The 15,201-nt window shown below is 43.7% G+C and carries 18 protein-coding genes; 11 read left to right on the forward strand and 7 right to left on the reverse strand.

The features are described 5' to 3' along the window. The first annotated feature begins 16 nt into the window (after positions 1-16). The 6 genes from rbfA (at position 17) to irrA (ending at position 5,814) form a co-directional block, all read left to right on the forward strand. Entirely contained in the window at positions 17-418 is a 402-nt protein-coding gene (gene rbfA / locus KW060_RS15745; RefSeq protein WP_249036403.1) for a 30S ribosome-binding factor RbfA, read from the forward strand. After that, entirely contained in the window at positions 418-1,326 is a 909-nt protein-coding gene (gene truB, locus KW060_RS15750) for a tRNA pseudouridine(55) synthase TruB (RefSeq protein WP_249036404.1), read from the forward strand. The genes rbfA and truB overlap by 1 nt, the downstream gene beginning before the upstream one ends. Before the next feature lie 19 nt (positions 1,327-1,345). Then, complete coding sequence (gene rpsO, locus KW060_RS15755; RefSeq protein WP_249036405.1) at positions 1,346-1,615, forward strand: 30S ribosomal protein S15; 270 nt, start codon at positions 1,346-1,348, stop codon at positions 1,613-1,615. A gap of 108 nt (positions 1,616-1,723) precedes the next feature. Next, entirely contained in the window at positions 1,724-3,853 is a 2,130-nt protein-coding gene (pnp, locus tag KW060_RS15760) for a polyribonucleotide nucleotidyltransferase (RefSeq protein WP_249036406.1), read from the forward strand. A 71-nt stretch (positions 3,854-3,924) separates the two neighbouring features. After that, entirely contained in the window at positions 3,925-5,328 is a 1,404-nt protein-coding gene (locus KW060_RS15765) for an NAD(P)H-dependent flavin oxidoreductase (protein ID WP_249036407.1), read from the forward strand. A gap of 75 nt (positions 5,329-5,403) precedes the next feature. Beyond that, positions 5,404-5,814, forward strand: coding sequence for an iron response transcriptional regulator IrrA (gene irrA / locus KW060_RS15770; protein WP_249036408.1), 411 nt, complete (start codon positions 5,404-5,406; stop codon positions 5,812-5,814). A gap of 16 nt (positions 5,815-5,830) precedes the next feature. Here irrA and KW060_RS15775 read toward each other — a convergent pair whose 3' ends face one another. After that, positions 5,831-6,304 (reverse strand): SH3 domain-containing protein, encoded by a 474-nt coding sequence (locus tag KW060_RS15775; RefSeq protein WP_249036409.1) that lies wholly within the window; start codon positions 6,302-6,304, stop codon positions 5,831-5,833. A gap of 156 nt (positions 6,305-6,460) precedes the next feature. Here KW060_RS15775 and KW060_RS15780 point away from each other — a divergent pair, with 156 nt between their 5' ends. Continuing rightward, a complete protein-coding gene (locus tag KW060_RS15780) occupies positions 6,461-7,429 on the forward strand; it encodes a 2-hydroxyacid dehydrogenase (RefSeq protein ID WP_249036410.1) in 969 nt (322 codons plus the stop codon). Between the two features lie 4 nt (positions 7,430-7,433). On the opposite strand, the gene KW060_RS15785 is transcribed toward KW060_RS15780, so the two are convergent. From KW060_RS15785 to ubiE, 6 genes are read right to left on the reverse strand one after another with little or no spacing between them, the layout of a single operon-like run. Next, entirely contained in the window at positions 7,434-8,180 is a 747-nt protein-coding gene (locus KW060_RS15785) for a HesA/MoeB/ThiF family protein (RefSeq protein WP_249036411.1), read from the reverse strand. After that, on the reverse strand, positions 8,167-8,436 hold the full coding sequence (locus tag KW060_RS15790) for a hypothetical protein (RefSeq protein WP_249036412.1): 270 nt from the start codon (positions 8,434-8,436) through the stop codon (positions 8,167-8,169). Before KW060_RS15790 ends, KW060_RS15785 begins: the two co-directional genes overlap by 14 nt. Continuing rightward, complete coding sequence (gene dut / locus KW060_RS15795) at positions 8,433-8,888, reverse strand: dUTP diphosphatase (protein ID WP_249036413.1); 456 nt, start codon at positions 8,886-8,888, stop codon at positions 8,433-8,435. The genes KW060_RS15790 and dut overlap by 4 nt, the downstream gene beginning before the upstream one ends. Positions 8,889-8,890: 2 nt before the next feature. Further along, positions 8,891-10,096: a bifunctional phosphopantothenoylcysteine decarboxylase/phosphopantothenate--cysteine ligase CoaBC gene (coaBC, locus tag KW060_RS15800; protein WP_249036414.1), complete on the reverse strand. Its 1,206-nt coding sequence runs from the start codon at positions 10,094-10,096 to the stop codon at positions 8,891-8,893. Positions 10,097-10,147: 51 nt separating this feature from the next. Continuing rightward, entirely contained in the window at positions 10,148-11,677 is a 1,530-nt protein-coding gene (ubiB, locus tag KW060_RS15805; RefSeq protein ID WP_249036415.1) for a 2-polyprenylphenol 6-hydroxylase, read from the reverse strand. 3 nt (positions 11,678-11,680) lie between these two features. Next, a complete protein-coding gene (ubiE, locus tag KW060_RS15810) occupies positions 11,681-12,496 on the reverse strand; it encodes a bifunctional demethylmenaquinone methyltransferase/2-methoxy-6-polyprenyl-1,4-benzoquinol methylase UbiE (RefSeq protein ID WP_249036416.1) in 816 nt (271 codons plus the stop codon). Between the two features lie 46 nt (positions 12,497-12,542). Between ubiE and mutM the strand changes: the two genes are divergently transcribed. The 4 genes from mutM to KW060_RS15830 all read left to right on the forward strand — a co-directional run bounded on the left by mutM (position 12,543) and on the right by KW060_RS15830 (position 15,178). Next, on the forward strand, positions 12,543-13,373 hold the full coding sequence (gene mutM / locus KW060_RS15815; protein ID WP_249036417.1) for a bifunctional DNA-formamidopyrimidine glycosylase/DNA-(apurinic or apyrimidinic site) lyase: 831 nt from the start codon (positions 12,543-12,545) through the stop codon (positions 13,371-13,373). A 40-nt stretch (positions 13,374-13,413) separates the two neighbouring features. After that, complete coding sequence (locus KW060_RS15820) at positions 13,414-13,764, forward strand: hypothetical protein (protein ID WP_249036418.1); 351 nt, start codon at positions 13,414-13,416, stop codon at positions 13,762-13,764. Positions 13,765-14,067: 303 nt separating this feature from the next. Continuing rightward, positions 14,068-14,331, forward strand: coding sequence for a 30S ribosomal protein S20 (gene rpsT, locus KW060_RS15825; protein WP_249036419.1), 264 nt, complete (start codon positions 14,068-14,070; stop codon positions 14,329-14,331). 427 nt (positions 14,332-14,758) lie between these two features. Beyond that, positions 14,759-15,178: a rhodanese-like domain-containing protein gene (locus KW060_RS15830; protein WP_249036420.1), complete on the forward strand. Its 420-nt coding sequence runs from the start codon at positions 14,759-14,761 to the stop codon at positions 15,176-15,178. The last annotated feature ends 23 nt before the right edge of the window (positions 15,179-15,201 follow it).

A 15,201-nucleotide genomic window follows, 5' to 3' on the forward strand; every position in this document is an offset into this window, starting at 1 on the left:
TTAAGGATTCCAGAAAATGTCCAGATCACGATTTAACAACAGCGAAGGGCCAAGCACACGTGTGTTACGTGTTGGTGAAAATATTCGCCATGCGCTATCCGATATTTTATCACGCGGTGAAATTCGTGATGAAGCATTAAGCGATGTTTCTGTTACGGTGACTGAAGTACGCTGTAGCCCTGATCTTAGGAACGCGACCATATTTGTTATGCCACTTGGTGGCATCAATGAAACGGAAGTGGTTGCGGCACTGAATAGCAATAGCAAATATATCCGCGGCCAGCTTTCCAAAATGGTACGTATGAAATATCTGCCAAACTTGAAATTCACATCTGACCATAGTTTTGGTGAAGCGGATCATATCGAAGCTCTCTTGAATAGTGATCATGTGGCCCGCGATCTGGCAAAAGATGATTAATGGCTAGAAAACGCAAAGGCGAAAAAATTGATGGTTGGGTCGTCATTGATAAGCCCTATGAAATGGGTTCAACCAAGGTTGTGGGGAAATGCCGTTATCTAACCAAAGCTCAAAAAGCCGGGCATGCCGGAACCCTTGACCCGCTGGCAACTGGGGTACTTCCCATTGCTTTTGGTGAAGCCACAAAGACAATCCCTTTTTTAATGGATGCACGGAAACAGTATCGTTTTACTGTGACATGGGGTGAGGAACGCACAACAGATGATCTTGAAGGCGACATCACAGAAAAAAATGATGTCAGACCCACTGAAAAAGATATTGAAATAATACTGCCATCTTTCACGGGTATAATCCGTCAAAGGCCGCCTGCATTCAGTGCCATTAAAATTGATGGTAAGCGGGCTTATGACCTTGCCCGAGAGGGAATAGAAGTAGAAATTAAAGAACGTGAAGTAGAAATTTTTGATTTGAAACTAATAGAATCAAATGAAACTGATGCCACATTCGAGGTTGAATGCTCAAAAGGGACGTATGTACGGTCACTTGGGCGTGATATGGCAAGGAAAATGGGGGCATTTGGCTATATTTCCATGTTGAGACGTACCAAAGTTGGCCCATTTGGGGAAAGTGATACGATTTCACTGGAAAAGCTTGAAGAATTAGTACATAGTGCGCCGCTTGAAGGGTGGATTCTTAATGTTGTGACCGTGCTAGACGACATCTTGGCACTGGCCGTAACCGAGGATCAAGCAGCTTACCTAAAAAACGGTGGATTTATTCCATCAGGGGAGGTTGCAGCTTCAAACCGAACAGCAGGGCTTTATAAAGCCATGTTAGGTGAAAAAATAATAGCCTTATGTGAATTTAAGGATGATTTTTTGAAACCGGTTCGGGTTTTTAATTTATGATTTTTTAAAGGAGTTACCGATGTCGATTACTGCAGAAAAAAAACAGGAACTAATCAAAGAGTACGCCACAAAAGAAGGCGATACAGGTTCCCCAGAAGTTCAAGTTGCTATTCTTACACACAGAATTGTACACCTTACAGAACATTTTAAAACACACAAAAAAGATAACCACTCACGCCGCGGTCTTCTTATGCTTGTTAACAAGCGCCGCAAGCTGCTTGATTATCTAAAAGGCAAAGACGAAGCACGTTACCAAGATCTTATTAAGAGACTGGGTCTTCGCAAATAAAAATAAGCATGACCATAGGGGTTATGTAAGGCTTTTTGATTTTGTGGGTTTGGGATGGGCCCGAACCCGCATATCAAAAATTAAAGCCGTAAGAAAGTAGAGAGATATATGTTTAATAAAAACAAAGTAGAAATCACATGGGGCGGTCGCCCGCTTAAAATCGAAACAGGACAAATTGCTCGCCAGGCTGCTGGTGCCGTTATGGTCACATACGGAGAGACATCAGTATTTACAGCTGTTACAGCCGCGAAAAAAGCAAAAGCGGGTATCGATTTCTTCCCACTAACAGTTAATTATCAAGAAAAAGCGTACTCCGCCGGTAAAATACCAGGCGGTTTTTTTAAACGTGAAGGACGCCCAAGCGAAGACGAAACACTGATCTGTCGCTTAATCGATCGTCCGATCCGTCCGCTTTTTGTGCCTTCATTTAAAAATGAAACACAGGTGGCTGCTACTGTAATGAGCCACGATATGGAAAATAACCCGGATATCGCAGCAATTGTTGGTACATCCGCTGCCCTAACATTATCCGGTCTGCCGTTCATGGGGCCAATTGCTGGTGCCCGCGTTGGTTATATCGACGGCGAATATGTTCTTAATCCAACCGAAGAAGAGCTTGAAAATTCAGATCTTGATCTTGTTGTCGCGGGTACACGCGATGCGGTTCTTATGGTTGAATCAGAAGCAAACGAGCTTTCTGAAGAAATTATGCTTGGTGCTGTGATGTTCGGTCACGAGCAAATGCAAGTGGTTATCGAAGCCATTATCGAGCTTGCTGAAGTTGCAGCAAATGATCCATGGGAGCTTCCTGAAGAAGAAGACCACAGTGCATTGATCGCTGACATTAAAGCAATGGCAGAAGCTGGTCTTCGTGATGCATACGCTGAAACAGACAAGCAAGCACGCGTTGGAAAAATTTCCGAAGTAAAAGACGCCGTTAAAGAAAAGTTTGTTGAAGAGGGTGATGAAGCACAAGAAATTCTTGTTGGTGGCATCCTAAAAGATCTTGAAAAAGATATCGTTCGTGGCGACATCATCAAAACCAAGAAGCGTATTGATGGTCGTGACCTTGATACGGTTCGTCAGGTAATTGGTGAAGTAAACATCCTACCTCGTACACACGGTTCTGCGCTATTCACGCGCGGTGAAACACAATCAATTTGTGTGGCGACACTTGGTACAGCGGATGATGAACAATTTATTGACGCGCTTACAGGCACAACAAAACGCAGCTTTATGCTTCATTACAACTTCCCGCCTTATTCTGTTGGTGAAGTTGGTCGTATGGGCTTTACTGGTCGCCGCGAAATTGGTCACGGTAAGCTTGCATGGCGTGCGGTGAATGCGGTTCTTCCAAGTAAGGAAGATTTCCCGTATACTATCCGTGTTGTTTCTGAAATTACTGAATCAAACGGTTCATCATCAATGGCAACTGTTTGTGGTACATCACTATCTTTAATGGATGCAGGTGTTCCGATCAAACGTCCGGTTTCCGGTATTGCCATGGGCCTGATTAAAGAAGGCGATGATTATGCCGTTCTTTCAGATATTCTTGGTGATGAGGATCACCTTGGTGATATGGACTTTAAAGTAGCCGGTACAACAGAAGGTATCACATCACTACAGATGGATATCAAAATTACCGGTATTACCAAAGACATTATGAGCGATGCTCTTGAGCAAGCCAAAGGTGGCCGTGCAACAATTCTTGAAGCGATGAATGAAGCACTTGATGGTGCTCGCGAAGAAATGAGCGACTATGCACCACGCATTGAAACCATTCAGGTGAAGAAAGACAAGATCCGTGAAATCATCGGTACTGGCGGTAAAGTTATTCGTGAGATTTGCGAAGTAACAGGCGCCAAAGTTGATATTGATGATGACGGTGTTGTTAATGTTTCATCACCGGATGCAGCAGCGATTAAAGCGGCCATGGATTGGATCAATGGTATCGTTGCAGAGCCAGAAGTTGGCGTTACTTACGAAGGTAAAGTGGTCAAAACTGTTGACTTCGGTGCATTCGTGAACTTCCTTGGTAGCCGTGACGGTCTTGTTCACATCAGTGAAATGGCCAATGAGCGTGTTAAACAAGTCACTGACGTTGTTAATGAAGGCGACGTTGTAAAAGTGAAAGTACTTGGTATTGATGATCGCGGTAAAGTGCGTCTAAGCATGAAGGCCGTCATCAATGACGAAGCCAAGGAAAAGGAAGCAGCCGAAGAAGGCGCTGACGAGTAAAAAATATAGAGGTTCGCCGGGCGAAAGTTCGTCCGGCACCCGTAAACAGGGGTTTACGGTAAAGGGATAATATGAAAGCTTTAAATTCATTGAATATTTCAGGTAGCGAGGTACTTCCACTAGTGGAGGGGGGCAAGGGCATCTCAGCGACCAATGGTGCAAGTGCAGGGGCATGGGCCGCTGCGGGTGGTGTCGGTACAGTATCTTGTGTGAATGCTGATAACTTTGATGAAAATGGCGAAGTAATCCCACAAATTTACCACGGTAAAACCCGAATTGAACGCCATGCAGAGCTTATTCAATATGGTATTGATGGCGGTGTTCGTCAGGTAAAAGACGCCCATGATATCGCGGGCGGCAAAGGCCGTATCCATATTAACGTACTTTGGGAAATGGGCGGCGCTGAGCCTGTCCTTGAAGGGGTTCTTGATGGTGCAAAAGGCCTCGTTCATGGGATTACCTGTGGCGCGGGTATGCCTTATAAACTTGCTGAAATTGCGGCAAATCATAAAGTCTATTTCCATCCGATTATTTCATCAGCGCGTGCCTTTGGCATTCTTTGGAAGCGTGCATATAAGAATTATGGCGAATGGCTTGGTGGCGTTGTGTATGAAGATCCGTGGCTTGCGGGTGGTCATAATGGACTTTCAAACGCGGAAGATCCGTTTGAGCCACAAGACCCATATCCACGTGTCGTCGCCCTTCGTAAAATGATGAATAAATTTGGTTTGGAACATGTTCCTATTCTTATGGCGGGTGGTGTTTGGTATCTGCGTGACTGGGAACATTGGTTTGATAATCCGGAAGTTGGCTTGGTAGCTTTCCAATATGGTACGCGTCCGCTCTTAACGAAAGAAAGCCCAATTCCACAAGGATGGAAAGATAGATTACTATCATTGGGTGAAGGCGATGTGCTTCTTCACCGCTTTAGCCCGACAGGTTTTTATTCCTCTGCTGTGCGTAACAAGCTTCTTCGTGATCTTGAAGCTAGAAGTGAACGTCAGGTAGAGTTCCGCCGCAAAGCGGGCGTTGATGAAGCGTTCAATACTGAAGTTGCCATCGGCAAAAAGAAATATTTCGTTAAAGAAGATGATAAAGCGAGCGTTCTTGAGTGGGTGGAAAAAGGATTTGATACATCCATGCGTACGCCGGATGATACATTAATTCTTGTGACAGAACCGGAAGCCGCAGAAATCCGTAAGGATCAAAAAGACTGCATGGGTTGCTTAAGCCAATGTAAGTTTTCCAATTGGTCACAAAATCCGGATACAAATTATTCGACAGGCCGCGGTGCAGATCCAAGAAGTTTCTGTATTCAGAAATCACTGATGAATATTGCTCATGGTGGTTCGCTTGAAGACAATCTAATGTTTGCGGGACATGCAGCATTTAATTTTGCTACTGATCCGTTCTATAGCAATGGATATATTCCAACAGTAAAGGAATTAATGGAAAGAATTGCTACGGGGGATTAATATTTTTCATATACTTGAATATGAAAAAACATCGGTGTAGCATAAGGTCAAAATTATAAAATATATGGGTAAAAAATGGATAGACCTTATTCAAAAGCGTTAAAGTGTTTACAGGGGGCAGGCTTAAGACCAACGCGTCAACGTCTGGCACTTGCGAAGTTACTTTTCGATGGGGACAATCGCCATGTTACGGCGGAAGTACTGCATAACGAGGTAAATGGTACCGGGGCCAAAGTTTCACTGGCGACGATTTACAACACATTACATCAATTCACAGAAGCAGGCCTTTTGAAAGAGGTGATTGTTGATAGTAATTGTACTTATTTTGATACAAATACGTCAGATCATCACCATCTTTATTTCGCGCAAGATGAACATTTGCATGATTTATCGTCTGATGAATTGATTATTTCGAAATTGCCGAATATTCCATCGGGCAAGAAAATATCAGCCGTTAATGTCGTCGTACATGTGGAAGATCAGTAATACTGATAACACAGTATTAATCAAAATTTTCCTGACTTAATGCGCCCCAGATATTTTCAGTATTGATCCATCCGGTAAAGCCGCCAACTTCCATTTCGCACCAGTTTTCTGCGCATTGGTTTATGGTGCCAAGAACGTCTTGTTCTGCGGCAACGACAATTTGTCGTCTGTTATCGGCGGATTTATATAAATTTTGTGTGCCGTTTTGAATAACGCCATATCGTTTTAACGAAAGCAGCGATCTTAAAATCCAGCCGGTTGAACCATCGACGTCTTCGACCTTACGCCAGTTTCCGTATTCAGCGACGACTTTTAACGGATAATCTTCTTTTAAATAAATCCAGTCGATCGGATATTCCAGGCCCGGACCAGTACGCATATTTGTTTTGTCATTCACAAGCGTCATAAATCTGGGCAGCGGATAGCCGGATGCCCCCATCGTGCTTTCTGAGTTTTGTGAATGCACAGGGACCGTGATTAATAATGACATTAGTGCTGTTCCGAGCACTGATTTTTTGAATGTTTTATATATCATGGTTTGAATTTATGTAATGTATTACTCGTGACGTCAAGACTGCTTTTTCATTGATTTTTAAATTTCAGTTAAATAGTTTCTTTTAATCAATTAAAAATTTGGGACAACCATATGAAACCACTTGTTATTGTAACACGCAAACTTCCGGATCAGGTCGAAGAAAGAATGAAAACCCTGTTTAATATTAAATTAAACGAGGATGATCATGCCTTTTCCAAGGAAGAACTAATTGACGCGGTGTCACAGGCAAGCGTTTTAGTTCCCACAGTAACCGATAAAATTGATCGGGATGTGATAAATGCAGCCGGGCCTGATTTAAAAATGATTGCCAATTTTGGGGTGGGCGTAAATCATATCGATCTGGTCACTGCGCGAAACAGGATGATTACCGTGACAAACACCCCGGGTGTTTTAACCGATGATACGGCTGATATGGCGATGGGTTTAATGTTATCCATCATGCGCCGCATGTCAGAAGGGGAAAGAATATTACGCGCCGGTAATTGGGATGGCTGGGCGCCAACACAGCTGAGGGGCGCGCGCCTTTCTGGAAAAAAATTAGGGATCATCGGCATGGGGCGTATTGGTCAGGCCTTTGCCATGCGTGCAAAAGCGTTCGGTATGGAAATCCATTATCATAATCGCAACCCGATCGAAGAAGTCATTGCAAATAATCTGGATGCCACATTCTGGGATGGTCTGGATCACATGATTATGAAAATGGATGTTGTTTCGCTGAATTGCCCTTATACCGAAGAAACCCATCAATTGATGTCTGAACATAGACTTGGGTTAATGCAAAAACATGCATATTTAATCAACACCGCGCGCGGTGAAGTGATTGATGAAGAGGCATTGATTACAATGCTAACAAATGGCGATATTGCGGGTGCCGGACTTGATGTTTATGTGGATGAGCCGAAAGTTAATAAAGGCTTCATGACTCTTGAAAATGTTGTGATGGCACCGCATCTGGGGTCAGCAACCATGGAAGCAAGGCAAGCCATGGGTGAAAAAGTAATCATCAACGTGAAAACATTCCTTGATGGCCATAGCCCTAGAGACAGAGTAATTAGCTGATTAGCTAATTACAATATTTACAGCCAGGATCTTTTGGCAGTTTGATTGTGCGGCTGGTGGCGGAAAGTGCATCATAAATTAGCAATTTTCCAGCAAGCCCGTCACCAATTTCAAGAATTTCTTTTAAAACTTCAACGGCCTGCATGGTGCCAACAACACCAGCAACTGCACCAAGAATGCCCGCTTCCGCGCAGCTTAATACCCCTTGTGGATGATCAGGGACAAGACAGCGATAGCAGGGCTTATCGTGTTCATATCCTTTGAATGTGGCAAGTTGTCCGTCAAATTGGCTAAGCGCACCGGAAATAAGCGGCTTTTCTAACTTTAAACAGGTGTCATTCACCAGAAAACGGGTGGTGAAATTATCACAACCATCGGCGACGAGATCATATTCTGAAATGATCTTTTCCGCATTGTCATCCGTTAACCGTTCCGCATACACATTGACTTGTATATCAGGATTGATTTCGTGAATTGAATTGGCGGCACTTTCAACTTTTGACGTATCAAGTGCATCCGTCTTATGAATAATCTGACGTTGCAGGTTGCTTAAATCAACAGTGTCATCATCGATAATGCCGATGGTGCCAATGCCGGCTGCGGCCAGATACATCAGTAATGGGCTGCCAAGGCCACCTGCGCCGATCACAAGAACTTTTGCATTCATCAATGCTTGCTGACCTGGGCCACCGACCTCTTTTAAAATGATATGGCGGGCATAACGTTCAAGCTGTTCATCAGTCAGTTTCATCGAGGTCCGTTTCTTCGATTACTTCATATTCGATGTCATCAATGTTTAGCTCTTCTTCAGGGGGCGTGATGACATAATCGGCACCGGGAATAATCCGCAGGTCATCCGGTCCTTTAATTTCTTTATCATTGCAAAAAACACTAAACTCTTCGTATCCGACGCTTCTGGCTTCGGCGATAATGCGTTCAATGGTAAGTTCTTCTGCGGGAATGGTGCTTGTTGCACCTTCTATGGTTAGGTTTACTGTATCGGTCATGATTTTGTTCCTGTTGATCCAAATCCGCCAGCGCCACGGGCCGTTTCATCAAGGCTGTCTTGTTTATTCCATGTGATCTGTGTCACAGGGGCGATAACCATTTGTGCAATGCGCATGCCGCGTGTGATAACGAAATCTTCGTCGCTAAGGTTTACAAGTATGACTTTAACCTCGCCGCGGTAATCCGCGTCAATGGTACCTGGTGTATTCAGTACAGTGACGCCATTTTTCCACGCGAGGCCAGAACGTGGTCTTACTTGTGCTTCGTAACCGTCAGCAAGTGCCATGGCAAAACCGGTTGGCACAAGCAATCTTTTGCCCGGCGCGAGCACAAGTTCTTCACCATCCGCAATTGCGGACATCAGGTCCATACCAGCACTGTTTTTGGTTTCATATTCCGGTAATTTCAATCCCTCACCATGAGGTAAAATTTGAATTGCGACAGTTGTCATATTTATTCCTTAAAATATTCTTCAATTTTTGATGCCAGTTTTGCGGCAACTGAATTTTTATCCATTAAAGGCCATGTATCAATACCAGAATTGGTGATCAAGTGAATTTGATTATCATCACCACCCATCACGTCACCCGATACATCATTGGCCACGATCCAGTCACAGCCTTTTTTATCAAGTTTTGCTTTCGCGTGATCCAAAACATTTTCTGTTTCGGCGGCAAAACCGATCACCAGACCCGGGCGGGTAACGTGATTGGAAATACTTTTTAATATGTCAGGGTTTTCACCGAATTCCAGTGCTGGAAATTCGCCATTTTGTTTTTTAATTTTTTGCTCACCTGCGTTTTTAACATGCCAATCGGCCACGGCCGCAACACATATCACCACATCCGCGGGAAGGGTGTTTTCAGTATTTTCCATCATTTCATTAGCGGATGTGACGTTGATACGTTTCACATGATTTGGCGTGGCAAGGTTGGTTGGCCCTGAAATGAGCGTTACGTCTGCGCCAAGTTGGGCAAGCTTTGATGCGATGGTATATCCTTGCTTTCCGGATGATCTGTTTGCGATGTATCTGACAGGGTCGATATCTTCATGGGTTGGTCCTGCGGTAACGGTAATTTTTTTACCCCGAAGCGGACCATCAATTTTGCTTAAAAAAAAAGCTTCTATGGTTGCGATGATATCTTCTGTTTCTGCGAGGCGCCCAGTGCCCACTTCACCGCACGCCAGATCACCATCAGCGGGATCAACAAAAAGCATGCCGCGTTCTTTTAGTGTTGCAATATTGGCTTGTGTGGCTGGATTTTTCCACATTTCAGTGTTCATGGTGGGCGCAAGCATGATCTGTTTATTGGACGCAAGTAATGTTGTCGTTGCCAGATTATCGGCAATGCCACATGCCATTTTCGCCATAAGGTCAGCGGTTGCGGGTGCTACAAGAATTAAATCATTTTCACGCGATAAACGAATGTGACCCATTTCCGCTTCATCGGTTAAGGAAAAAAGATCCTGATATACTTTATCTTCGATCAGGCTGCTGACCGATAGCGGGGTCACAAATTCAGAGCCGCCCTTGGTCAGGATCGCTTTTATGCTTACACCGCGTTCACGCAGGCGTCGGATCAAATCAAGGCATTTATATGCCGCGATGCCGCCACCGATAACAAGCAATATCCTTTTATCATTTAAGATGTCCGCCACAGATGGTCCTTTTCTGGTTGTCTATTACAGAAGATAATCACTTGGGTGCCGTTAATCAATAAGCATATATAGTGAAAACATCAGTGCGCTGCCGATAATGCCACCCAAAATACCGTAGAGGAATAATTTTAATGAACTGCGTCTGCGGTTTTTGCCGCTTTGCATGTCCCGCATTTGATGGATGACATCCTCTACATCTTCGATAATTTGCGGTAATCTTGAAAGGGTTTCATAAACTGTATTTGCGCTATTTTTAATTTGCGCAAACGGGTTTAAATTCTCACTTACCCATTTTTCTATGACAGGACGTGATACTTCCCACATATTGATATCTGGGTTCATATTCAGCGCCACACCTTCTGCCGTAACCATGGTTTTTTGCAACAGTATAAGCTGCGGTTGCGTATGCATATTGAATGTGGCCGTTGTTTCAAACAACTGGCCGAGTAGCTTACCTGCTGAAATTTCACGAAGCGGTTTACCGACCACCGGTTCACCAATGGCACGGATGGCTTGTTTAAATTTTGTGTAATCCTGATCACCCGGAACATATCCCAAATCAAAATGCGCCTTTGCAATACGGTCATAATCCTGATTGGCAAAACCGTAAAGAATATCGGCAAGACCTTTTCTGGTTTTTAAATCAATGCGGCCCATAATACCGAAATCAATCGCCATTACTTTATTGCCGTCGCAAGCGAAAAGATTGCCCTGATGCAAGTCAGCATGGAAAAAACCATCATTTAGCGCCTGGCTTAAAAACCCCTGTACCAGGTTTTCAGCGAGCTTTTTCGGGTCCATTCCTGCTTTTTTAATGTCATCCAGTTTTTTAAATGATATGCCATCCACCCATTTGGTGGTCAGCACTTGACGGCTGGTGCGGTCCCAATCAACGGTTGGTACGTCATAATTGGGATTATCTTTTGTGTTTTGTTTTAGCTCCGCTGCGGCAGCGGCCTCGATACGAAGATCCATTTCAAGGGCAATGACTTCGGCAATGGTATCAACCACTTTACTCGGGCGCAGGCGGCGTGCTTCCGCAGAGAAAAATTCGACAATGCCCGCAAGCCATCTAAATGCCTCAAGATCTCGGGCAAAAGCTTTTGCAATGCCGGGTCTTAAGACTTTAACGGCAACTTTGTTGCCTTGTTTAGTAGTGGCCATATGAACCTGCGCGATAGAGGCCGCGGCAATAGGTTCTTTATCAAATTCAGAAAAAAGCTCTTCGATTGTATTGCCCAAATCTTCTTCGATAATCTCTCTTGCTTTATCAGCAGAGAAGGGCGGGACGTTATCTTGCAATTTTAACAGATCAAGTGCCACGTCCGGCCCAATGATGTCTGGGCGGGTGGCAAGGGCCTGTCCAATTTTAATGAAGCTTGGCCCCAAATCCTGTAACGCAATGACCAGTTTTGTTTCCGGTTTACCGTTTGGGTCATGTTTTAATGTGGAACGTGTTAATTTGGCGAGCGCCTTTGGCCGTTCACCAAAAAGTTCCACCATATCCATCAACGCATCATGTCTTGAAAGTGTATAGCCGACCTTAATAATGCGGCCAATATGGCGAACCCAACGTAACATTGATTAAATTTTCCATCCTGAATGGATCGCGACGATACCGCCGGATAAATTTCGGTAAGTTGCTTTTTTAAATCCGGCCGCCTCGATCATGGCTTTAAATTTATCCTGTGTCGGGAACTTTCGGATGCTTTCCACCAGATATTGATAACTGTCTTTATCACCCGTGATCATTTCCCCGAAATGTGGGATCACTTTAAAAGAATAAACATCATAAATTTGCTTAAGCAGCGGCATATCCACTTTACTAAATTCAAGACACATGAAACGACCGCCCGGTTTAAGTACACGGTAGGCTTCTTCGAGCGCTTTATCTATATGGGTGACGTTTCTGATGCCGAATGCAATGGTATAGGCATCAACGCTACGGTCTGGAAGAGGCAACATCTCCGCGTTGCCAGTGACCCAATCGATAGGGTCGAATATTCCTTGATCCAAGGCGCGTGCTTTGCCCTCTTTCAGCATGTTATGATTAATATCACAAATGGTTACTTTGGCGGGGGTGTCGCCCTCTGATGTTCTTTCATTTGCCGCTTTTAAAAAACGAAATGAAATATCACCGGTTCCACCCGCCACATCAAGCAGGTGCATTCCCGGCGCCGGGCGCAGGTCACGAATAAAATCGTTCTTCCACACGCGGTGAAGTCCGCCGCTCATGACATCATTCATAATGTCATATTTATCAGCGACACTGTCAAAAACGCCACGTACCATTGATTGCTTTTCTTCTTCCTTGACGGTTGAAAAGCCGAAATGGGTGGTGCCGTTATTTTCTGTATTTTCTGCATTTGTCATATTGCGGAACATAGCGCAGTGTTGCATGCTGTTCCAGAAGAAAACATCAATAAATCAATGAGCTTGATCATAAATGCCTGAATTGCCCGAAGTTGAAACCACAAAACGCGGACTTTCCCCAGTTTTGGAAGGAAAAAGAATAATAAAAGTCCACCAAAGACGGGATAATATCCGAATCCCGATCCCCACTGATTTTGTAAAAAGAATTGAAGGGCATCTTTTAAAGTCGATCGTAAGGCGGGCGAAATATTTACAAATGTTTCTGGATACGGGGGATGTGATTATCTGTCATCTTGGTATGTCCGGTAAATTTGTGATCCGCGCGAAAGATGACACCCCCTTTGCCAAACATGATCATGTGATCTTTGAAACGGAAGACGGCATGCTCGCGATCTATAATGACCCGCGCCGTTTTGGTATCATGACTATTTGCGCTGAAAATGAACTGGATAGCCATAAACTCTTTAAAGAAATGGCGGCAGAGCCACTCGGCAATGAATTTAATGGGGCTTATCTTTTTGAAAAAATTAAAAATAGTAACTCAACCATAAAAGCACTGCTTCTTAATCAAAAGGTCGTTGTCGGACTTGGGAATATTTATGTCTGTGAAGCGCTAAATATGGCGAAAATTTCACCGCACCGACGCGGTAAGGAAATTTCACCTGATGATACGGAAGTGTTGGTGCCGCTCATTCGGGATATTTTAAACCGTGCGATTGAGGCCGGCGGTTCCAGTCTAAAGGATTTTGCAGGCGCGGATGGCGATCTTGGATATTTTCAACATCAGTTTAAAGCGTACGGCAGGGACGGGGAAGAATGCCAAAACGATGATTGTGATGGCATTATAGACCGGATTAATCAGGGTGGGCGTTCTACATTTTATTGCCCTGCATGTCAGAAATAGCTAAGCTCGTTATATGAAGATATTTATTCGAACCATATTGATGATTCCATTCTTTCTGAATTTAGCCAATGCGCAAGGGGCCGATTTGTTAAGTGATCTGGATTTGCCGCTTATGGCTGGTCTTACGGAAAATCAGGATGCGGCCCTTTTATTTGATAGCCCGGAAGGCAGAATTATTAATGCAGAAGCAAATGGAAACATAAAAACCGCCGATATCACCTTTTATTATAATGGGGTGCTGCCATCGCTTGGGTGGAATATATATAGCGGTGACTGTGAAACGGGTGCGGTTGAATGCATCATCGCTGAACGTGAAAATGAAAATTTGGCCCTTAATCTTTTTAATAAGAATGGCCTGGCCCGAATAACTTACACCTTATCCCCTAAATGATATTTTCGGATTCGATTCGAGGGGGTTGATATAATTTACTTTTTTATCATCCTGCGATAAATTCAGCATTGATTCTGAATAGAACGGGTTTTATTTGGTGAAAATAGTGACAAGACACATAAAAAGTGAAATTAATCGCTTCTTTTCTGCTGAAAAATGGAAAAGCTTATTGACCAATGGGGGTGTCATGTTTATAAGCCACAAATTAAATATGACATTAAAAGTATTTGAGGATCGTGATTCTCCTGCATGATTTAATTTCGAGCAGTATTGAGACAGTCCTCTGAACAAGGAAATTTAAATATGGCTAATACATTACAAGCTAAAAAGCGTGTACGCCGCAATGCAAAACGTGAAGTGATCAATAAAGCACGTCGCAGCCGCATTCGTACATATGTGAAAAAAGTTGAACTTGCTGTTGAAGCAGGTAATGCAGACGAAGCAAAGATCGCACTTAAAGCAGCTCAGCCAGAGCTAATGCGTGGCGTGACTAAAGGTGTTCTTCATAAGAAAACAGCTTCACGTAAAGTTTCTCGTCTTGCGAAACGCGTAAAAGCGTTAGGCTAATAAAGCCATTTTTCGAGTCGCGCCAATGTTTCTCGCGAGTCGCTAAAAATTAGGGTCAAAATGGCCCAAAAAAGAGATAAAAATGCCGATCCGAAACGGGGTCGGCTTTTTTTTTGCCCGTAAGTTTCACAGATTCCCGATATGTTCTTTTTTGATAAAATTTGACAAAATTTGAATTTGTGAGGACCTACTACATCTAGTAGGTCATGCCAAAGTCAAGGCATATGGTAGTGTTTTATTTTTATTTTTTGTGTTTCTTCATATTGCAAGAACCCCATCTGATGAGTAGGGTATTACCAATAATTTTATCGACATCAGCGCATGCTACACCCTGTAAAAAGCAGTTTTGCAGTAAAGATTTTTTTGTCTTTAAATTTTGCGCTGAAAGTCGGAATAAAAAAGTAAATTTAGTTGGGATAAGTAGGAAATGTCAGGACAATATAAAGGTGACGTGTCGCCAGCTCAGGCGTGGGACCTTCTATCAAGTGATGAAAATACCGTTCTGGTTGATGTAAGAACATTGGCAGAATGGAAATGTGTTGGTGAACCAGATCTATCATCACTTTCAAAAAATACAATTTATATTGAATGGGTCAGTTTCCCGGACCGTGCGCCAAATGCGCATTTTATGTCCCAGCTCATGCAGGCGGTGCCAAACAAGGATGCTACAGTTCTTTTCTTATGTCGTACGGGGGTGCGTTCAATCGCTGCAGCGATCGCAGCAACAGAAATGGGCTATGAGAACAGTTATAATATACTAGAAGGGTTTGAAGGGGACGCGGACCAGAAAGGCCACCGTGGACGCATTACAGGATGGCAGGGTCGTGATCTGCCATGGACGCATTAAGGGATAGGGTGAGACAGTAACGT

Origin of the sequence: Pseudemcibacter aquimaris (assembly GCF_028869115.1) — a bacterium.
Taxonomy (GTDB): domain Bacteria; phylum Pseudomonadota; class Alphaproteobacteria; order Sphingomonadales; family Emcibacteraceae; genus Pseudemcibacter; species Pseudemcibacter aquimaris.